The following is a 20,037-nucleotide window of genomic DNA, read 5'->3' as shown; positions in this document are numbered from 1 at the left end:
ACCTCACAATGAGCAGGACACGCAGCCCTGCACCTCGGTGCCTTCCAGCGCGGTCTGGCGCAGGCGGACGTAGTAGATGGTCTTGATGCCCTTCTTCCAGGCATAGATCTGGGCCCGGTTGATGTCGCGGGTGGTGGCCTCGGCCGGGAAGAACAGGGTCAGCGACAGGCCCTGGTCGACATGTTCCGTCGCCGCCGCATAGGTATCGATCAAAGCCTCGGGCCCGATTTCATAGGCATCGCGGTAATAGTCGAGATTGTCGTTATTCATGAAGGCGGCGGGGTAGTAGACCCGGCCGATCTTGCCTTCTTTCCTGATCTCGATCTTCGACACGATCGGATGGATCGAGGAGGTCGAATTGTTGATATAGCTGATCGACCCGGTGGGCGGCACCGCCTGCAGGTTGCGGTTATACAGCCCGCCCTGCATCACCGCGTCCTTCAGCGCCACCCAATCGGCGCGCGTCGGCAATTCGACCCCGTCGAACAGCGCCTTCACGGCGTCGCTTTGCGGCAGCCAATCGCGGTCTGTATATTTGTAGAAGAAGCTGCCATCCGCATAAGCACTGTCTTCGAAGCCTTTGAAAACCTCTCCCTTTTCCTGCGCGATCGCGTTCGAGGCGTGCAGCGCGTGATAGGCCACGGCGGCGAAATAGACCGAGGTGAATTCGACCCCATCAGCGCTGCCGTAATGGATATGTTCGCGCGCCAGGAAGCCGTGCAGGTTCATCTGCCCCAGCCCGATGGCATGGCTTTCGTCATTGCCGCGCCGCACCGACGGCACGGACTCGATCGCCGACATTTCCGACACCGCGGTCAGCGCGCGTACCGCCGTTTCCACCGTCCGGCCCAGGTCCTTGCCGTCCATCGTCTTGGCGATGTTCAGCGACCCGAGGTTGCAGGAAATGTCGGTGCCCAGATGGGCATAGCTCAGGTCGTCGTTGAATTCGGAGGCTTCGTTCACCTGCAGGATTTCCGAACACAGGTTCGACATGTTGATCCGCCCCGCCACCGGGTTGGCGCGGTTCACCGTGTCTTCGAACATGATGTAGGGATAGCCGCTTTCGAACTGGATTTCCGCCAGGGTCTGGAAAAACGCCCGCGCGTTGATCTTGGATTTGCGGATGCGCTTGTCATCGACCATTTCGTCGTATTTCTCGGTGACCGAGATTTCCGAAAACGGCACGCCATAGACCTTTTCCACGTCATGCGGCGAAAACAGGTACATGTCGGCGTTTTTCTTGGCCAGCTCGAAGGTGATGTCGGGGATCACCACGCCCAAGGACAGCGTCTTGATGCGGATTTTCTCATCCGCGTTTTCGCGCTTGGTGTCGAGGAACCGCAGGATATCGGGGTGATGCGCGTTGAGGTACACCGCCCCCGCCCCCTGCCGCGCGCCCAGCTGGTTGGCGTAGCTGAAGCTGTCTTCCAGCAGTTTCATCACCGGGATGACGCCCGAGGATTGGTTTTCGATGCCTTTGATCGGCGCGCCGTGTTCGCGGATATTGGTCAGCAGCAGGGCCACCCCGCCGCCGCGCTTGCTGAGTTGCAGCGCCGAATTGATGCTGCGACCGATGCTTTCCATATTGTCTTCGATCCGCAGCAGGAAACAGGAAATCAGCTCGCCGCGGGATTTCTTGCCGGCGTTGAGGAAGGTCGGCGTCGCGGGCTGGAACCGCCCGGCAAGGATTTCTTCCATGAAGGCCATCGCCTGCGCCTCGTCGCCGCGCGCCAGCGCCAGCGCGACCATCACCACGCGGTCTTCGTAGCGTTCCAGGTAGCGCTGCCCGTCGCGGGTCTTCAGCGTGTAGGAGGTGTAATATTTGAACGCGCCGAGGAAGGTTGGGAAGCGGAATTTCTTGGCATAGGCCGCGTCCCAGATGCGGGTCAGGAAATCCTTGGAATACTGATCCAGCACCTCCGCCTCGTAATAGCCTTCATCGACGAGGTAGCCGAGCTTTTCATCGAGCGAGTGAAAGAAAACCGTATTCTGGTTCACATGTTGCAGGAAATACTGCCGCGCCGCCATCCGGTCGGCTTCGAACCGGATATTGCCGTCGGCATCGTAGAGGTTCAGCATCGCGTTGAGCGCGTGGTAGTCGGTGATATCGCTCAGGCTGTCATCGAGCATCGTTCAGTCCCCAATCTGTCCAGCCCCGCACGGACGCGGGTGATGTCGGTTTCGGTGCCGGCGAGCTCAAAGCGATAGAGCAGCGGCACGTTGCATTTTTTGGAAATGATGCGGCCTGCAAGCGCGTAGGTCGCACCGAAATTTCTGTTGCCGGAGGCGATCACGCCGACCAGACGCGCGCGGTTTTCCGGGGCGTTCAGGAAACGGATCACCTGTTTCGGCACCGCCCCGCGCCCCTGCCCGTCCGCATAGGTCGGGCAGATCAGTACGAAGCCGCGGCCGGGCGCGGGCATCGGGGCGTCGGGTTCGACCGGGATGCGGTATGCAGCCAGCCCCAGCCGACCCACGAACCGCGCCGTGTTGCCCGAGCGCGAGGAGTAGAACAGGATATCCGGCAGCCCCGTTTCAGGGACGCCCATCGGATCAGGCCAGCCGCGCGATCTTGTCGGGGCGGAAGCCCGACCAGTGATCTTCGCCCGCCATCACCACCGGCGCCTGGCGGTAGCCCAGACCGGTCACATGCGACATGGCATCGTCGTCCTGGGTCAGGTCGATCACCTCGTAACTGATGCCCTTGGCGTCCAGCGCGCGGGTGGTGGCGGTGCATTGCACGCATGCCGGTTTGGAATAGACGGTAACGCTCATCTTCTGTCCTCTTTGCCTGTCGAAGCTGAGGACGCGCAGAGCGTGGGGCACGGGCCCACCTGCCTGTCGCACGCCCCCGAACCCTCCGTTCGTGGTCATTGTCGTGCTTCTGGCAGGTCTCCTGGCTCGCGGATCGATGCTTGGCTGGCCTTCCCGGGGCGCGTTTCCCCAGTGGCGTCGTCAGCCTTGCTCACCGCTTACAGTTGCGGGGGCAGCGCCGGCATTGAACCGGCTTCCCTCTTAGCCCTCGACGTGAATCGAAGGAACCGAAGCAACACCATATTGAGGGCGTGAGGCGAAAGAAGTCAACATATTGATTTTCCCCTCGCTGCGTCAACGAGATGCGGCTGCCCCCCAAGCCCCCGGGCGCGCCGCCATTTACTGAGGCCCACAGCGGGAAGAAAGCCGTTTTCTGGGGATAATCCCGGGGAAAACCGCAGCCCCCCGTCCCCGCCCCGGGAAAGTGCCGCAGCTCAAGTTTCTTTACAAGATTTCCCGCCGCGACTATGCCGGATTCGCTTCGGTCCGGGCAATGAGTCGCCCGGATAATAGGGAACGCGGTGAGGTGTAGCCATCAGGCGCCAATTCCGCGACTGCCCCCGCAACTGTGAGCGGCGAGTGAAGCCGGACTATGCCACTGCTGTGCAACGCATGGCGGGAAGGCCCGGCTAAACCGCGACCCGCGAGTCAGGAGACCTGCCGAGGCCAACACCCTGTCCGTGCGCGAGGGGCGTCATGGGCTGCGGAGCTCCTTCCGTCGTGGTGTCTCACCGTCTGCGGGGGACACGTTTCCCTCGTTCGACACGACAAGAACGACCGGCCCCCCGGGGCCGTCCATGAGGGACCTGAAAATGACCCGTTCCATCCTTTTGGCCTCGGCCGCCTCCATCGCCGCCCTGTCCGGCGCCGCCCATGCGGAAGAACCCTATGACCTCGGCACGATCATCGTGTCGGGCAACCTGACGCCGCTGCCGCAGTCGCGCACCGGCGCCAGCGTCGACGTGATCGAAACCGAAGAGCTTGAACAATCCGGTTCGCTGGCCGGGGCGCTGGCCCGGGTGCCCGGCGTCAGCCTGTCGGCCAATGGCGGGTTGGGCAGCAACACCAACCTGCGCATCCGCGGCCTGGACAACAGCTATGTCGGCGTGCGCATCGACGGGATCGACGTCACCGACCCGTCCAGCACCCAGACCAGCTTCAACTTCGGCGGCTTCACCACCGGGGCCCTGGGCCGGGTCGAGGTGCTGAAAGGATCGCAATCGGCGCTCTATGGTTCCGAGGCGATCGCCGGTGTGATCGACATCACCACCCCGCGCCCGCAGGAGCTGGGCTTTTCCGGCAAGACCACGCTGGAGGCGGGCAGCTTCGGCACCTATTCCGGCAGCCTGAGCCTGGCGCAGAAATCCGATCGAGGCGAGATCGCCCTGACCTACTCCGCCGTCACCAGCGAAGGCATTTCGGCGCGGGCGGGCGATACCGAAAAGGACGGGTACGACCAGCAGATGCTGACCCTGTCGGCGCGTTATGATGTCAGCGATGTGCTGACCCTCGGCGCCTCGGCCCTGTGGCGCGATGCCGAAATCGAGATTGACCGTTCCACCACCGACAACAGCGGCAAGAACTTCACCGATCAGCGCGGCGCGCGGGTGTTTGCCGAACTGGCGACCGGCGCGGTCAACCACACGCTGAGCTTTTCCAAGTTCACCTCGGAACGGCGCGACCCGGGCGGCTACACCACCATGTTCGACGGCGACCGCAAGCAGTTTTCCTATCTCGCCAATGCCGGGCTGAGCAACGGCGCGGTGCTGAATTTCGGGCTCGACCGGACCGAGGAAAGCTTCGCCAGCGATTTCGACACCGGCGCCTATGACACCAATTCGGCCTTCGCCGAACTGCAACTGGCCCCGGCGGGGAATATCGACCTGTCGCTGACCGCGCGTTACGACGATCATTCCATCTTCGGCGACAACCTCGGCGGCCGGATCGCCGGGGTCTGGCGGATGACCGACACCACCACCCTGCGCGCCGTCATCGGCACCGGGTTCCGCGCGCCGTCGCTGTATGAGCTCTACAGCCCCTACGGCAATTCCGGCCTGCAGCCGGAACAAAGCCGCAGCGCCGAGCTGGGCATCGAACACGAATTCGGCGGCACCGGCGTGGTCAAGGCCACCGCCTTCTATACCGAGGTGGACGACCTGATCGCCTTCGACGGCGCCTCGACCGCCTGCGCCAGCGGCTGGGGCTGTTACGCGCAGGTGCCGGGCACCACGGTCAGCAAGGGCGTGGAACTGGCGGCGCAATACGACGTGAACGACCGCGTTTCGGTTTACGGCAACTACACCTACACCGACGCGCGCACCGACGGCGCGCGGCTGACCCGGGTGCCGCGCCACGACCTGGTGCTGGGTCTCGAAGCGGCACTGAGCGCGCGCGCTTCGGGCACGCTGGAAGTACAGCACGCCGCCGGTATCGTGCCCAGCCCCTATGCGCCGGTGGATCACAAGGTGGGCGATTACACCCTAGTCAACCTGTCGGTCAGCTATGACGTGACCGACCGGGCGCAGGCTTATCTGCGGGTCGAAAACGCGCTGGACGAAGATTACGAAACCGCGGGTGGTTACAACACGCCCGGCCGTAGCGTAGCATTCGGGCTTCGTGCGGAGTTCTGATCTGATATCCCTTGTCCCCGCCCTGTTGCTGGCGGGGACCATGGCCGTGGCGGGCGAAAGCCCGGCCCGGCCTTCCCGCGTCGTGTCGCTGAACCTGTGCACCGATCAGCTTGCCATGATGCTGGCCGATGAGGGTCAGCTGCTGTCGGTCTCGGACCTGGCTTACGATCCGCGTAGTTCGGCAATGGTTGAAGAGGCGAAGGGTTATCGCAAGAACCATGGGTTGGCCGAGGAAATTTACCTGCTCGACCCCGATCTGGTGCTTGCCGGGCGCTTCACCACCCGCGCCACGGTGTCGATGCTGCAGCGGCTGGGCATTGCCGTCATCACGCTCGACCCGGCCTATTCGCTGGACGATGTGCGCGCCCGGATCGCCGAGATGGGCGAGGCGCTGCAACAGCAGGACCGCGCCGCCGGGATGTTGCGCGATTTCGACGCCCAGTTGGCGCAATTGCAGGCCGAGGTCAGCCGCCGCCCCCGCACCGCGCTCTATTACGCCAACGGTTACACCACCGGCGACCGTACCCTGGCCGGGCAGATCCTGCTGGCGGCGGGGCTGTCCAATGTCGCCGCCGAGGCCGGGATCGGCGCGGGCGGGACAATGCCGCTGGAGGTGCTGGCGATGATCGCGCCCGAGCTTCTGGTCACCAGCACGCCCTATCCCGGGGAATCGCGGTCCGAGGACATCCTGGAACATCCCGTCGTCGAAACCCTGCGCCGCACCCTGCCCGGCGCCGGGTTCACCGATCGCGACTGGATTTGCGGCACGCCCTACGTGCTGCGCGCGATCGAAAACATGGCGGAGCTGCGCCGCCAGACCGAACAGGGGGAAAATTGATGCGCGCCGGGCCTCTTTTCACCGGGCTGATCCTGACCCTGCTGGCGCTTTTCACCGCGTCGCTGCTGATCGGCCCCGCCCAGATCGGCCCGCTGGAAAGCCTGCGGGCGCTGCTGGCGGGCGATGGCGGGCCGCTGACGCTGGTGATGCGCGAAATCCGCCTGCCGCGCGCGGTTCTGGCCGTCATGGTCGGCGGCAGCCTTGGCTTGGCCGGGGCGGCGATGCAGGGCTATCTGCGCAACCCGCTGGCCGATCCGGGGCTGATCGGCGTGTCGGGGTCGGCCGCACTTGGCGCGGTTCTGGCGATCCAGACCGGGTTCGCCGCCGGGTTCGCGCTTGGCCTGCCGCTGGCGGCGCTGGCGGGCGCGCTGGCGGGCGTCTTCGTCGTGCTGGCGCTGGCGGGGCCGCGCGGCACCTCGCTGACGCTGATCCTGGCAGGGATCGCGATTTCGTCGCTCACCGCGGCGCTGATTTCGCTGGTGCTGAACCTGTCGCCCAACCCGTTCGCCGCCAATGAGATCGTGTTCTGGATGATGGGATCGCTGGCCGACCGGTCGATGACCCATGTCTGGATCGCCCTGCCCTTCATCGCCCTTGGTGCGGTGCTGCTGGCGAGCCTGGCGCGTGGGCTGGACGCGCTGACGCTGGGCGAAGACGCGGCCTCGGCCATGGGTATCCGCCTGCCCCGGCTGCGGCTGGTGCTGGTGATCGGCACCGCCTGCGTCATCGGCGCCTCGACCGCCGTGGCGGGCAGCATCGGTTTTGTCGGGCTGGTGGTGCCGCATATCTTGCGCCGGTGGGTCGGTGCCCGGCCCGGGCGCTTGCTGGGCGCGTCGGCCCTGGGCGGCGCGGCGATGGTGCTGGCCGCCGATATCGCGGTGCGGGTGGTGGTGCCGTCGAAGGACCTGAAGCTCGGCGTGCTGACCGCACTGGTCGGCGCGCCGCTGTTCCTGCACATGATCTACCGCACCCGGAGGGAAGGCTTATGAGCAACGAACCCCTCCTGAGCGTTTCCGGCCTGAGCGTGACCCTGCGCGGACGCCCGGTGCTATCTGATGTGTCCTTCGACGTGGGCCCGCACGAAGTGATCGGGCTGATCGGCGCCAATGGTGCGGGCAAGACCACCTTGATGCGCGCCTGCCTGGGGCTGATCGATCATCGGGGCCATTCCAGCCTCGCCGACCTGCCGCCGCAACAACGCAGCAAGATGGCCGCCTGGATGCCGCAGGCGCGCGAAATCGCCTGGCCGGTGACGGTGGAAACGCTGGTCATGCTGGGCCGCATCCCGCATCTGGACGCAAGGCAGCGCCCCTCGCAGGCGGATTGCGACGCGGTGGACCAGGTGCTGAAAGCGATGGGGCTGGAGGAATTCCGCCAGCGCACCGCCACCCGGCTGTCGGGTGGCGAACAGGCCCGCGCGCTGCTGGCCCGCGCGATGGCGCAGGACACGCCGCTTCTGATGGCGGACGAACCGATTGCCGGGCTCGACCCGGCGCACCAGATTTCCACCATGCAAAGCTTTGCCCGATTGGCGCAGGCCGGCCGGTCGGTCATCGTGTCGCTGCACGATCTGGGGCTGGCGGCGCGCCATTGCACAAGGCTGATCGTGCTGGACAAGGGCCGGATCACCGCCGACGGCGCACCCGGCGACGTGCTGACCCCCGACCTGATCCGCGACACGTTCGGGATCACCGCCTGGTACGAAAACACCGACCAGGGACCGGTGTTCCAACCGCTGGAGGTGCTGGAATGACCCGTGTGACGCTGACCCGCCCCTGGCTCGAATTCGATCTGGGCAGCGACCACCAGGTGCTGAGCTGGAGCCTGAACCGCCCCGGCTTCACCACCGCCCGCCGCATCCTGTGGCGCGAGGTGCGTAATGCCGACCTGACGCCGGAACTGGACGTGCGCCACTGGCTGGAGCGGGAACTGGACGCGACACAGGCCCGCGATGCCGTCACCATGCTGACCTCGCGCGATGTCGGCAGCTATACCGAGGCCACCGCGACGGCCGGACATTGCACCGCCCATTGCGTCGCCACGGTGGGCCTGTCCAATGCCGAACGGGTCGGCCACCGGGTGGAACGCGCGCCGGATGCCTATGGCACCATCAACATCGCGGTACATCTCGATTGCGGGCTGAGCCAGACCGGGCTGATCGAGGCGATGAGCATCGCCACCCAAGCCCGCACCACGGCGGTGATCGAGGTCGGCCTGGCCCTACCCTGCGGCATCGCCACCGGCACCGGCACCGATTGCATCGCTATCGCCGCCCCGCCGGGGGTGCAGGATTACGCCGGGCTGCATACCGATCCGGGCGAAGCCGTGGGCGCGGCGGTCTACCGCGCGACGCTGGCCGGGGCGCGCGACTGGCGCGCCAACATGGAGCCGCGGCTGAACGGAATGGCGCTGAACGGCTGATCCGGGAAACCGTCCCACCCCGCGCGAGATGCCGAAAGCATCCAAATGAAAAAGGCCCCCGGCGACAGCGCCGGAGGCCTTCTGTTTGCATCCGCAGGCGGGATCAGGTCAGTTCGTAGACCGTCGCGCCCAGCATCAGGTTGAAATGGTCCTGCGCGCCGCCATCGACCAGCGCCCAGAGGATCTGACCGGTGGGGCGATAGATGATGAAGGCCTCCTGCACATCCGCAATGCCGGCATTGGGCGTCGTGGCGTAGTTGACCTGGAACTGGCTCAGCGTGGCGCCGGAACCGCCGTATTGCAGGATGTCGCCTTCGGCAGCGTCGTAATCCTGGATCCAGTCCGACCCGTGCCCGGCAACGCCGAGATGGAAGAACACATCGGCACCGTCGCCGCCGTTCACCCGGTCGTAGCCATAGCCGCCATTGATGAAGTCATCCCCATCGCCGCCGAACAGCAGATCACCCCACGCCTGGCTGGTCAGGTTGTCGTTGCCTTCGCCGCCAAGCACAGTGTCTGCGCCGAAACCGCCGATCAGCGTGTCGTTGCCGTTATCGCCACGCAGTTCGTCATTGCCATAACCGCCGTCGATGTAATCGTCGCCTTCGCCGCCATAGATGTTGTCGCGCAGGTCGTCGCTGGTATCGCCGCCGAACAGGAAGTCGTCGTCATCGCCGCCGACAACCGTATCGGTGCCGTCGCCGCCGTTCAGGCTGTCGGAGCCGGGACCGCCGTCGAGGAAGTCGTCGCCCAGACCGCCCAGCAGCGTGTCGTCGCCCAGACCGCCGCTCAGCGTGTCGTCGCCGAGGTCGCCGAGATAGTTGTCGTTGCCGTCGGTGCCTTCATAGTTGTCGGGTTCGTCGCTGCCGACGCCCTGCACATAGCCGCCCGAGACGATGAACTGCCAGACGCCGGTGACGCCCAGGTTGCCGGCGACGCTTTCGAGGCTCAGCATCGCCGCCTCGTTGCCCGAGGCGGGCAGTTCGTAATAGGTTTCGCCCAGCGAGAAACCGGCGCGCGCGGTGGTGCCGCCGAGGCCGTCTTCACCGCCCGAGGCGTCGCCCGCGGTCCAGGTGATGTCTTCGTAGCGGAAGATGATTTCCACGTTGCCGCAGCCGCGGTCGATCAGTTCCAGCTGGAACGAGCTGAGCTTGTCGATATGGGTGGAATAGTACCCGACATCTTCCCAGGTCACGATAATCGAATCGCGATCCTCGTTGAAATCCCAGTAAACATTGCCGGGATTTTCCACCGTCACGCCGTCGACAACGGGATTGCGGGTATCCACATCGGCCCAGAAGGGGGCAATGATCTCGAGCCCGGAGCCGCTGATCTCGTACGGCGTGTAAGTGGACAGGCCACCGCCGAAGGTGACGTTGCCGTTGGTGTTGACCGAGAATTCGGTATAGGTGACGCCGTCGATGGTGATGCCGCTTTCGAAGATCGAGGTGATGTCGATCCCGGATTCGTAACCATCATCGTTGCGGTACAGCACGTTGTCGCCGAACCCGATGAAGGAGTTGCTGGTCACCTCGGTGAATTCCAGCGCCCCGGCATCGCCCAGGCTGGTCAGTTCGTCGCTGAACTGCGCCTGTTCCACGTCGGTCAGCAGGTCGGTACCGTCCACCATCGTCCCAGCGCTGTGGGTGATGGTCACGGTGCCGTCTTCGTTATTGGTGATGGTGTATTCCGCCCGCGCGCCGGAGAAACCGGCGATGTCGCAGCCGTCGCCGCCCAGCAGGCTGTCATTGCCCGCCCCGCCGATCAGCACGTCGTTGCCGTCATTGCCGGTCAGCGTGTTGGCCTGTTCGTTGCCCACCAGCATGTCGTCGCCGCCGCCGCCGGTGGCGTTTTCGATCTCGACCCCATAGGCGATGGCGAAGCCGCCGTCGATGCCGCTATAGGTGCCGCTGCTTTCCGTCAGCACCCGCGAGAAGAAGCCGCCGGCGTGGTAATCCTGGTTGACGTTCTCGGTCTGCAGCGCGGTCGCGAAATGGCTGTACATATCGGTGTGCTGCATCGCGGTGATCGAGGGCGCCGCGTCACTGGCGACGCCGGAACGGTCCAGCGTGGCGTCGTTGAGGTTGATCAGCACCGAGCTGTCGGTGTTGCCATAGGTCATCGTATCGGTGCCGCCCGTATCCCAGATCGTGGCATAGGCGCGGCCGATCGACATCGCGCCCTCGGCCAGCGACAGGTCGCCCCCCGCGGCATCGTAAAGCGTGTAGGTCGAGTTGCCGACAGCATAGGTTTCGGCGCCGTATTGCTGTTGCAGCGCCGCGATATCGAGCGCCATCATGGTCACCGCGTGGCCATAGGCGTTCGCCGATGACGAACCGGTATAGGACATCACCGTATAGCGTTCATTGTCCATCGCCGCGCCGACGCTGGGCAATGTCCCGCTGCCGTCGAACGGGTGCAGCAGCCCCAGCCCGTGACCGACCTCGTGGATCAGGGTCCAGTTCAGGTATTCGCCGCCGCCACGCTCGGGAGCGGTGTTCATGTAATCATGGTCGCTGGTGAAGGTCCCGAAGCTCCAGTAATCGTTGACAGCGCGGGTCGAACTGCCGGGGAACTGGCAGAAGCCTTCCAGCGTGGGATGGGCGGCGTCGTTATCGTCCGAGGTGACCAGCACGATATCGGCGGTCGCCTGGGCGACGGTACCGTCGGTGACGCGGGTGAAATCGGTGGCGATCACCGAATCGATCATGTCGAAGCCGCGCACCATCTGGGTGATATAGGCGAAGGTGGCGTCGGCATTGGTGCCATCGGTGTAATAGGCGTCATAGGCCGCACGGAATTCGGTGTCGAAATCGACATCCGCACCGCCGCCAAGATAATATTGCAGCGTGCCGTCGGACCAATGTTCGGAATGGGTGATATCGGCCAATAATGTCCGGCCGGTGGCGGGAATGGATGTGGAAATCGCTGTTTCGCTAGTAGTGTTAGACATATTTAAAACTCCCCCGATGGAAAAAGTTCCGCACACCAGCGTCAGACGGAACGATACGCGGTGCGCTTTATCGTTAACTCAACCGGCCCGCCTTGGCGCAGGACGAGCCAGCGGCGTGCCAGCATAGCCGCCACGCGGTTTGTTCTTGCCCAGGCGCCACCCTACCCGATGGGAACGGATCGAAGGTGAAGCTTGGGCTTTGCGATGCAAGAGGCCAATGACCGGAAGGCCCACGCCTGCGGGCAGTCTAAGGGCAACTCCTGCAATCGCAGCGTAATTTTTACTTAAAACCTTCCCGGCAGATCACGTCCTTGATCTCGATCATTTTTTCGGGACGAACCCCTGCGAGATGGGAAAGCGCGATCGTTCCGCCGGAACCGAGGCAATAGAAACTGGCCGCTACGGGCGCGTCGGGGGCGTCCTCGGCGATGCGGACAAGAACGAAACCGGGCCGGTCACTGCCCGCGCCGATCGCCAGAATCCGGTTCGGCCGGGTGTATTTGCCGCTGCCGTAGGCAGCCAGGGACAGCGCCGTAATGCCGGCACCCCGCTCTTCGGCACGGGCGCTTATGTCGGTCAGTGGGTCCAGCGGCGGCAGGTCTTCGGCCAGGCGCCGGATCAGCGCCGCCTGCTGCTGGATCGACCCGGGCAGACCGGCGCCGTCGCCCACGACCCGGTAAAGCCGCATCTGCCCCGGGGTCAAGGCGCTGCCGTCGTCGCGCGCCACCGCGCCCTCGACCCCGGCCCAGCCGCCCGGAAGTGCGACATCGATGATTGTACTGCTGTTCGGGCTGCCCATGGCGTTTCCTTGTCTTGCTCCTGCGATCAGGGCGCAGAAGGCCAGGACGATCAGCGCCGGGAAAAGAAAAAATCCCGGTCCGGTTCGTACAGATGTTTTCATGCTGCGCTCCTTTGCGGTCGACTGCCTCGACTATGATCACCGCGGCCAGACCTGTCCATGACTATCGCCACGGATCGGCAGCGCTTCGCCGGACCGGGATCGGGCGGGTATTTACACCCAGCAAACGGGCCGTTATCGCCATGAGGGAATTTTTTCAAAAGGCAGCCCCGTGTCCAAGGTCGTCCTGCATATAGGCACCCATAAAACCGCGACCACCACGATCCAGAACCGGTTCTGGGCCTTCGCGCCGCAGTTGGAAGAACACGGGCTGATCTATCCGCGGCTGAATCAGATCACCGGACATCACGGGCTGGTCTGCGACTGGGTACCGCTGCCCGAGGTCTATCACCTGCCCAAGGGCAGCACCGAGACCCTGCGTGACCTGGGCAAGCAATACGGCAACCGCGACGTGACCGTGTTCCTGAGCAGCGAGGAATTTTCCCGCGGCGAACCCAAGGGCGGCGTCGATTACGCCGCGCTGCGCAGCGCCCTGTCCGGCTTCGATGAAATCGAGGTTATCGCGGTGTTGCGCACCCAGTGGGAATTCATGCAGTCGGTCTATCTGGAACTGTCGAAGAACCGGGTACCGCCGGAACCGGACAAACTGTTGCCGCCCACGTTCAAGCGCGGCTTGTTCGCCGGGCTCTGGGCCGATTACAACCTGTTGCTGGACCGGCTGGAAGCCGTTTTCGCGCCGGAGGAAATCACCCTTTTCGATTTCAACGACTGCCGCAGCGCCGAGGGCGGCATCCTGGGCCGTCTGCTGACCCATCTGGGCGTCTCGGTGTCTCCGGAAACCCTGGCCGAGATGACCGCCGCCTCGTCCAATATCTCGCCGCTGTCGCTGGCCAGCTGGGCGGCCAACATGCTGTCCGATCCCGACCCCGCGCCGACCGAACTGGTCGACCGGATGGGGCGGGTGCTGCGCCAGCAATACGGCGAGGACGTCAATCCATGCCTGTTCACCCGGGCAGAATTCGACCGGCTGAAGACCCATTTCGACCTCCGCAACGCTGAACTGGCCAAGCGCCGCGCGCCGGTGCAACCCGGTTTCGCCATCACCCCGGCCAGCGCCGAGGGGGTGACGATGTTCCGCGACGACATCAAGGGGAAGTTCTGGCTGACCGCGGGGCGCAGCCTGACCACCGATCTCATGGCAGCGCAGCCGGAATCCGAAGATGCGCCAAAGCCCGCCACCGATTTGCCCCTCTGGCGGCAGGACAGTGCGGCCATCACCGCGGCCATCCGCGCCCGGCCCGCCCCGTTCAAGATCGTCCTGCACACCCGCAACGACCCCGCTTTGTCCGACTGGGTCGCCCATCATGCCGCCATCGTGGGCTATGAGGGGCTGATCATCGCCGACAACATGTCCGACGCCCCCGAGGTGCTGGAACAATTGCAGGATCTGGCCGGGCGCAGCTGCGTGTTCCGCTTCGAGGGGGATCGCGACGCCCTGCATGACCGGGCGCAATATCCGGACCTGTTCGCCGCCATCGAGGCAAGCAGCGGCTGGATGACGATGATCGCCGCCGACGAGCGGCTGATCTGGGTCGAGGCGGATGGCAGCTGGATCGCCGACCAGCGCATTCTCGACAAGCTGGCCGAGCGCGGCGGCCTTTCCGCCATTCCCGCCGTCCTGATCGACAGTTTCGGCAGCGACGCGGGCCGCTTCGTTATTCCCCGGGGTAAAAAGGGGCTGACGTCCCGGCTGGAGCGGGGCAAACCGGTGATCCGCAGCGGCGCAGGGGTCGGCCCTGGGGTTAAATGCCACAACACCGAGTTCGAGAAATCGCTGTTCGATCCGGGCGAATCGGCGCATTTCATCCAGTTGCACCTGCAAGACCTGCCGCCGGAACAGACGCCGCGGACGCAGCGCGAAAGCGGCGTTTACCCCTCCGCGACCGATGAGCGTGCCAGTGCCGCCGCCAAGGAGGCGCAAGGCGCGCCGGGACTGCTGCAGCGCGCCCGTCGCAAAGTCCGCCGCCTGCTCAATGGCAAGGCGGCGCCGACCGTCGAAGACACGATCCGGCTGCGACCCGACGGAACGATCGACGGCACAGCGGCCCAACGCGCGCGGTTCGGGGAATTGATCACCCGCAGCGCAGCGCTTCTCGATGCGATGCCGCGGTCCGAGCACCCCGAAAACCGGCAATGATCCGCCGATTTCCCCCCGGACTTCTCAAGCAAACCGATTTTTGCCATTATGGCCGCAATCTGGGCGTGAAAAGAACTAAAATGACAGCAATTGAGACGTTCTTAAAGCAAACTCACCAACGCTAGGTGTTCGGGGCATGAGCGGTGCTCCACAACGTAAACGTAGGAGTACCAAGTAATGACGACACCCACTGCCGTCGAACAGGAAATTCTCGAACTGATCAACCGGGCCCGGCTTGATCCCGTAGGCGAATTCGACCGGCTGATTTCCGACGCCGCCAGCGGCACCGGGGTGACCGACGAGATCACCAACGCGCTGGACTATTTCGGGGTCGACCTGGACATGTTCCTGCGCCAGCTGCAGGGGATTGATCCGCTGGCGCCGGTGGCCTGGAATTCCGACCTGGCAAGCGCCGCGACCGGCCATACCGATCTGATGATCGCACAGGACGCTCAGGCCCACGTGCTGACCGGCGAAGCAGAGATCTGGGACCGCGTCGTGGCCGCCGGCTATGACAATGCGCGGACGGTGGGCGAAAACATCTACGCCTATTCCTATGACCCGATCTATGCCCATGCCGGTTTCTATATCGACTGGGGCAACGGCCCCGGCGGCATGCAGGACCCGGCAGGCCACCGCAACACGATCCTGAGCTCGGCCTTCACCGAAGTGGGGATCGACGCACAGACCGAAACCGATTCCAGCACCCAGGTCGGCCCGCTGGTGGTGACCCAGGATTTCGGCAACCGGTCCGATTACGTGCCGGTGCTGCGCGGCGTGGTGATCCGCGACCAGGACGGCGACCGTTTCTACGATGCCGGCGAAGGGCTGTCCGGGGTGACCATTTCCGCCACCTCCACCGGCGGTGAAACCACCACGACCACCAGCTGGGACAGCGGCGGGTATCAGCTGGCGCTGGACCCGGGCACCTATACCGTCACCTTCAGCGGCGGCACCATTGTCGGAACCGCCACCTACCAGGTGGCGATGGGCACGCAAAACACCCAGCTTTACGGCTATTACGCCGACGCCACGACCGCCACTCCGATCGAACGCACCGGCGGCAACGGCAATGACACGCTGACCGGCGATTCCGGCAATGACCAGCTCGACGGCGCCGGCGGCAATGACAGCCTGACCGGCGGCAACGGGTCGGACACGCTGATCGGCAACGATGGCGACGACTTCCTGTTCGGCGGCGGCGACAGCTCCGATCTGCGCGACGATATCTATGGCGGCACGGGCCACGATTCCATCGACGGCGGTTATGGCAACGACATGCTCAGGGGCGATGCCGGCAACGACACGATTATCGGCGGCTTCGGCGCAGACACCGTGATCGGAGGCGACGACGACGACGTTCTGACTGGCCAGGCCTGGGGTGATGTACTGTTCGGCGGCAATGGCGACGACTTTATCAATGGCGGTTTCGGATACGACCGGGCGAATGGCGGCAGCGGTGCCGACCAGTTCTATCACCTGGGCGTGGCGGGCCACGGGTCGGACTGGATCCAGGATTACAACGCAGCCGAGGGCGATGTTCTGGTCTACGGTGGCAGCGCCACGCTCGATCAGTTCCAGGTCAATTTCACCGAGACCGCCAATGCCGGCGTAGCCGGGGTCGAGGAAGCCTTCGTGATCTACCGCCCGACCGGGCAGATCCTCTGGGCGCTGGTCGATGGCGGCGGACAAAGCTCCATCAACATCATGCTGGACGATACCGTCCACGACCTGCTGGCGTAACCGCCGCCCACAAGCATCACTGGCCAGGGGCAACACTTGCCGATTGCCCTTGGCCGACATTCTGCGCTATCCCTGCGCCCTGAGACGAGGCCGCAGACGAAGGACACGCAGATGCCGCATTACCGATCCAGACGTTCCACCCATGGCCGCAACATGGCCGGCGCACGCGGGCTGTGGCGCGCCACAGGCATGACCGACGGCGATTTCGGCAAACCGATCATCGCGGTGGTCAACTCCTTCACCCAGTTCGTGCCCGGCCACGTGCACCTCAAGGACCTGGGCCAGATGGTCGCGCGCGAAATCGAAGCGGCGGGCGGCGTCGCCAAGGAATTCAACACCATCGCGGTGGATGACGGCATCGCCATGGGCCATGACGGGATGCTCTATTCGCTGCCGTCGCGCGAAATCATCGCCGACAGCGTCGAATACATGGTCAACGCCCATTGCGCCGACGCGATGGTCTGCATTTCCAACTGCGACAAGATCACCCCCGGCATGCTGATGGCCGCGATGCGGCTGAACATCCCGGTGATCTTCGTGTCCGGCGGCCCGATGGAGGCCGGCAAGGTCACCATCAACGACCTGGAACAGGCGGTCGATCTGGTCGACGCGATGGTGGTCGCGGCGGACGATCATTACACCGACGAACAGGTGGCCGAATTCGAACAGAACGCCTGCCCGACCTGCGGATCGTGTTCGGGCATGTTCACCGCAAACTCGATGAACTGCCTGGCCGAGGCCCTGGGCCTGGCGCTGCCCGGCAACGGGTCGATGCTGGCTACGCATGCCGATCGCAAGGAAATCTTCCTCGAAGCCGGGCGCAGGATCGTCGATATCACCAAGCGCCATTACGAGGGCGAGGAAAAGGGCCTGCTGCCGCGCGAGATCGCGACGTTCGAGGCGTTCGAGAACGCCATGTCGCTCGACATCGCGATGGGTGGCTCGACCAACACCGTGCTGCACCTGCTGGCCATCGCGCATGAGGGCAAGGTCGATTTCACCATGGCCGACATGGACCGGCTGTCGCGCAAGGTGCCCTGCCTGTCCAAGGTCGCACCGGCGAAACAGGACGTGCATATGGAAGACGTCCACCGCGCGGGCGGCATCATGGCGATCCTGGGCGAGCTGAACCGCGGCGGGCTGCTGCATGGCGACACCCGCACGGTGCATTCCGAAACCATGGCCGAAGCGATCACCAAGTGGGACATCATGACCGCCAACGATCCGGCGGTCGACGAATTCTTCCGCGCTGCCCCCGGCGGCGTGCGCACCACCCAGGCGTTCAGCACCCAGAACCGCTACAAGGAACTGGACCGCGACCGCGAGGGCGGCGTGATCCGCAATGTCGAACACGCCTTTTCCAAGGATGGCGGGCTCGCGGTGCTCTACGGCAATATCGCGCTGGACGGCTGCATCGTGAAAACCGCCGGGGTGGATGAATCGATCCTTAAATTCTCCGGCCCGGCCAAGGTGTTCGAATCCCAGGATGATGCGGTCAACGGCATCCTGACCGGCAAGGTCGATGCGGGCGAAGTGGTGGTGATCCGCTATGAAGGCCCGCGCGGCGGTCCGGGGATGCAGGAAATGCTGTACCCGACCAGCTACCTGAAATCCAAAGGCCTGGGCAAGAAATGCGCGCTCTTGACCGACGGTCGTTTCTCGGGCGGCACCTCGGGCCTGTCGATCGGGCACGTGTCCCCTGAAGCCGAAGAAGGCGGGCTGATCGGGCTGGTGGAAACCGGCGACATGATCGAAATCGACATCCCGAACCGGACCATCAACTTGGCCGTTGGCGACGACGTGCTGGAAACCCGCCGCGCCGCCAAGGGGCCGCTGCCGTGGAAACCGGCCGAAGACCGCCCGCGCGCGGTATCGACCGCGCTGAAAGCTTACGCGATGCTGGCGTCGTCGGCGGCCAAGGGCGGCGTACGGATCATCCCCGGCGACGAATAAGTCGGCACCAAACAAACATGACAAGGCCCGCCCCCGGCGGGCCTTTTACATGTCAGAACAGGAAATCGTCCGGTCCCCACATATCGGTGTCGATCCGTGCGCCGCTGTCGAGATAGATGTCGATCCGCTGGTCCTGCCACAGGATGCGCCCGCCCCAGCTGGTCGAGGTGAAGTCGAGCGCCGAAACATCGTAAACGCGGCCCCAGCCATCCAGATCGATCCGGTCGGTCCCCGGTTCGAAATCGGTGATCCGGTCGGGCATGCCATCGGCGGTGAAGACGAAAACATCTTCGCCCGCACCGCCGGTCAGGCTGTCGCTGCCCGCCCCGGCGAACAGCGTGTCGTCCCCCGCCCCGCCCAAAATCTGGTCACTGCCGCCATAGCCCAGGATCAGGTCGTCGCGATCGGTGCCGTTCAACCGGTTGGCGCCGCCATTGCCCGCGATGCGCTGCCCCAGATCGCCCAGCGGCAGCACCAGCTGCGCCAGCCCCGCTGCGTCCGACCCGGCCAGCAATATCTGCAGCTCATCGCCCACGACCTCGGCCTCGAGCGCCAGGATATGACCGATGTCCCAAGTGCCGTCCTCGGCCAGGCTCTGATGATGATACAGCAATCCGCCGGGCAGCAATTCGAACAGCGCCACGCCATCGTCGCTGCCGCCGGCGACGACGAAGCTGCGCCCGTTCGCCTCGAACGTATCGAGAGCTTGGGCGCCGCCGAAACGGGTGGTCTGATCGTCGAGCGCGACATCGGCAACGAAGAATACCCCCATCGGATTGACCCGCACCGAGGCCAGCGTGCCACTGCCCGCCGAGACGCCCAGCACGTAGGTTGTGCCGCCGACCTCCATCAGCGCGATATCCTCCAACCCGTCGTTCCACAGCCCGTCCTTGGGCCCCAGCGTATCGACGAACACCAGCCCCGCATCGGTCACCTCATAGCAGGTCAGCCCGTCCTCGGCCGAAGAGGCCGAGAGGATGAATTCATGCGTCCCCAGTTGCAGGCTGAGCAGGTCCGTCACGCCGTCCAGCCGCGCCTTGGGCGTGTCCGCGACAACATCCACCAAACTCGCCCGGCCGCGATCCGCGTCCAACCGGTACAGCGACAGCGTATCCTGACCGGCATTGGCCGCGACCAGATAGGGGGTCGTGCCGGAAATCACCATCGTCTGATCCAGCCGCAGGACGTTGTTTTGCCCGTCGCGCAACAGGCCCTCGCTGCTCAGCCCGCCCGCGTCGGACCAGTCATAAAGACGGATCAGGCCGCTGACCCCGTCGGTAATCAACAGCCTGTCCCCGACCTGTTCCAGATCGGCGAAGGTGAAGGCCGTCCCGTCCACCACCGGCGCGGCCAGATCGGCGCGCGGCGCGCGGCCGGTTTCCAGCACCAGCCGGTACATCCCGCCGCTGGAATTGCTGCCCGCCCAGAAAGTGGCGGCCTCGCCCCCCGGCCACAGCCCGTCGAAGCGCGGCAGGCTGCCGGCGCTCAGCACGGTGCGCAATCTCAGATGCTCCATCCCGGTTCTCCGCATTCGGTGCCTTCAGCCTGGCAGGCGGCGACGGCGCGGCGGGACCGGTTTTGTGACCGGTTTGTGGTTCTTGGTTAAAATCCGAGACAAGAAATCGCCCG

14 protein-coding genes and 2 riboswitches are annotated in these 20,037 nt (G+C 64.7%); of the genes, 8 read left to right on the top strand and 6 right to left on the bottom strand.

All coding sequences use genetic code 11. The features are described 5' to 3' along the window. Positions 1-3: 3 nt before the first annotated feature. The 3 genes from nrdE to nrdH are packed head-to-tail and all read right to left on the bottom strand — an operon-like array spanning position 4 to position 2,775. Positions 4-2,130: a class 1b ribonucleoside-diphosphate reductase subunit alpha gene (gene nrdE / locus GR167_RS11310; RefSeq protein WP_160973590.1), complete on the bottom strand. Its 2,127-nt coding sequence runs from the start codon at positions 2,128-2,130 to the stop codon at positions 4-6. Next, on the bottom strand, positions 2,112-2,549 hold the full coding sequence (gene nrdI / locus GR167_RS11305) for a class Ib ribonucleoside-diphosphate reductase assembly flavoprotein NrdI (protein ID WP_370741297.1): 438 nt from the start codon (positions 2,547-2,549) through the stop codon (positions 2,112-2,114). The genes nrdE and nrdI overlap by 19 nt, the downstream gene beginning before the upstream one ends. A 4-nt stretch (positions 2,550-2,553) precedes the next feature. Further along, positions 2,554-2,775 carry a glutaredoxin-like protein NrdH gene (gene nrdH, locus GR167_RS11300; RefSeq protein WP_160973589.1) on the bottom strand — a complete coding sequence of 74 codons (222 nt, stop codon included), beginning with the start codon at positions 2,773-2,775 and terminating at the stop codon, positions 2,554-2,556. A gap of 94 nt (positions 2,776-2,869) precedes the next feature. Further along, positions 2,870-3,061, bottom strand: a riboswitch (cobalamin riboswitch). A 218-nt stretch (positions 3,062-3,279) separates the two neighbouring features. Continuing rightward, a riboswitch (cobalamin riboswitch) is annotated at positions 3,280-3,493 on the top strand. A gap of 133 nt (positions 3,494-3,626) precedes the next feature. Here nrdH and GR167_RS11295 point away from each other — a divergent pair. Genes GR167_RS11295 through GR167_RS11275 form a run of 5 tightly spaced genes read left to right on the top strand, consistent with a single transcriptional unit; the run spans position 3,627 to position 8,703 of the window. After that, positions 3,627-5,444, top strand: coding sequence for a TonB-dependent receptor plug domain-containing protein (locus GR167_RS11295; protein WP_160973588.1), 1,818 nt, complete (start codon positions 3,627-3,629; stop codon positions 5,442-5,444). Next, positions 5,431-6,282: an ABC transporter substrate-binding protein gene (locus GR167_RS11290; protein WP_370741296.1), complete on the top strand. Its 852-nt coding sequence runs from the start codon at positions 5,431-5,433 to the stop codon at positions 6,280-6,282. The genes GR167_RS11295 and GR167_RS11290 overlap by 14 nt, the downstream gene beginning before the upstream one ends. After that, positions 6,282-7,271 carry a FecCD family ABC transporter permease gene (locus tag GR167_RS11285; protein ID WP_160973587.1) on the top strand — a complete coding sequence of 330 codons (990 nt, stop codon included), beginning with the start codon at positions 6,282-6,284 and terminating at the stop codon, positions 7,269-7,271. The genes GR167_RS11290 and GR167_RS11285 overlap by 1 nt, the downstream gene beginning before the upstream one ends. Beyond that, positions 7,268-8,035, top strand: a complete 768-nt coding sequence (locus GR167_RS11280; RefSeq protein ID WP_160973586.1) for an ABC transporter ATP-binding protein — start codon at positions 7,268-7,270, stop codon at positions 8,033-8,035. Before GR167_RS11285 ends, GR167_RS11280 begins: the two co-directional genes overlap by 4 nt. Then, a complete protein-coding gene (locus tag GR167_RS11275) occupies positions 8,032-8,703 on the top strand; it encodes an adenosylcobinamide amidohydrolase (RefSeq protein ID WP_160973585.1) in 672 nt (223 codons plus the stop codon). The genes GR167_RS11280 and GR167_RS11275 overlap by 4 nt, the downstream gene beginning before the upstream one ends. 103 nt (positions 8,704-8,806) lie before the next feature. Here GR167_RS11275 and GR167_RS20285 read toward each other — a convergent pair whose 3' ends face one another. Both GR167_RS20285 and GR167_RS11260 read right to left on the bottom strand, forming a co-directional pair. Continuing rightward, a complete protein-coding gene (locus GR167_RS20285) occupies positions 8,807-11,656 on the bottom strand; it encodes a nidogen-like domain-containing protein (protein WP_235915927.1) in 2,850 nt (949 codons plus the stop codon). Positions 11,657-11,936: 280 nt separating this feature from the next. Then, positions 11,937-12,557, bottom strand: a complete 621-nt coding sequence (locus GR167_RS11260) for a hypothetical protein (RefSeq protein ID WP_160973584.1) — start codon at positions 12,555-12,557, stop codon at positions 11,937-11,939. Between the two features lie 169 nt (positions 12,558-12,726). Between GR167_RS11260 and GR167_RS20150 the strand changes: the two genes are divergently transcribed. From GR167_RS20150 to ilvD, 3 genes are all read left to right on the top strand, one after another. Beyond that, on the top strand, positions 12,727-14,712 hold the full coding sequence (locus tag GR167_RS20150; RefSeq protein WP_212769933.1) for a hypothetical protein: 1,986 nt from the start codon (positions 12,727-12,729) through the stop codon (positions 14,710-14,712). A gap of 177 nt (positions 14,713-14,889) precedes the next feature. Continuing rightward, positions 14,890-16,455, top strand: a complete 1,566-nt coding sequence (locus tag GR167_RS11250) for a CAP domain-containing protein (RefSeq protein WP_235915926.1) — start codon at positions 14,890-14,892, stop codon at positions 16,453-16,455. Between the two features lie 111 nt (positions 16,456-16,566). Next, positions 16,567-18,408, top strand: a complete 1,842-nt coding sequence (ilvD, locus tag GR167_RS11245; RefSeq protein WP_160973583.1) for a dihydroxy-acid dehydratase — start codon at positions 16,567-16,569, stop codon at positions 18,406-18,408. 52 nt (positions 18,409-18,460) lie between these two features. Here the strand turns inward: ilvD and GR167_RS20145 are convergent, their stop codons facing one another. Next, positions 18,461-19,924 (bottom strand): calcium-binding protein, encoded by a 1,464-nt coding sequence (locus GR167_RS20145; protein WP_212769932.1) that lies wholly within the window; start codon positions 19,922-19,924, stop codon positions 18,461-18,463. Positions 19,925-20,037: the final 113 nt, after the last annotated feature.

Source organism: Thalassovita mangrovi, assembly GCF_009857745.1.
Classification (GTDB): Bacteria; Pseudomonadota; Alphaproteobacteria; order Rhodobacterales; family Rhodobacteraceae; genus Thalassobius; species Thalassobius mangrovi.
The sequence above is the reverse complement of the archived record's forward strand: the minus strand, read 5'-3'. Positions and strand labels throughout refer to the sequence as shown.

Bases quoted from the DNA above. Each gene is read 5' to 3' on its own strand.
- nrdE (WP_160973590.1), bottom strand. From the start codon at position 2,130: ATGCTCGATGACAGCCTGAGCGATATCACCGACTACCACGCGCTCAAC.
- nrdI (WP_370741297.1), bottom strand. From the start codon at position 2,549: ATGGGCGTCCCTGAAACGGGGCTGCCGGATATCCTGTTCTACTCCTCG.
- nrdH (WP_160973589.1), bottom strand. From the start codon at position 2,775: ATGAGCGTTACCGTCTATTCCAAACCGGCATGCGTGCAATGCACCGCC.
- GR167_RS11295 (WP_160973588.1), top strand. From the start codon at position 3,627: ATGACCCGTTCCATCCTTTTGGCCTCGGCCGCCTCCATCGCCGCCCTG.
- GR167_RS11285 (WP_160973587.1), top strand. From the start codon at position 6,282: ATGCGCGCCGGGCCTCTTTTCACCGGGCTGATCCTGACCCTGCTGGCG.
- GR167_RS11280 (WP_160973586.1), top strand. From the start codon at position 7,268: ATGAGCAACGAACCCCTCCTGAGCGTTTCCGGCCTGAGCGTGACCCTG.
- GR167_RS11275 (WP_160973585.1), top strand. From the start codon at position 8,032: ATGACCCGTGTGACGCTGACCCGCCCCTGGCTCGAATTCGATCTGGGC.
- GR167_RS20285 (WP_235915927.1), bottom strand. From the start codon at position 11,656: ATGTCTAACACTACTAGCGAAACAGCGATTTCCACATCCATTCCCGCC.
- GR167_RS11260 (WP_160973584.1), bottom strand. From the start codon at position 12,557: ATGAAAACATCTGTACGAACCGGACCGGGATTTTTTCTTTTCCCGGCG.
- GR167_RS11250 (WP_235915926.1), top strand. From the start codon at position 14,890: ATGACGACACCCACTGCCGTCGAACAGGAAATTCTCGAACTGATCAAC.
- ilvD (WP_160973583.1), top strand. From the start codon at position 16,567: ATGCCGCATTACCGATCCAGACGTTCCACCCATGGCCGCAACATGGCC.
- GR167_RS20145 (WP_212769932.1), bottom strand. From the start codon at position 19,924: ATGGAGCATCTGAGATTGCGCACCGTGCTGAGCGCCGGCAGCCTGCCG.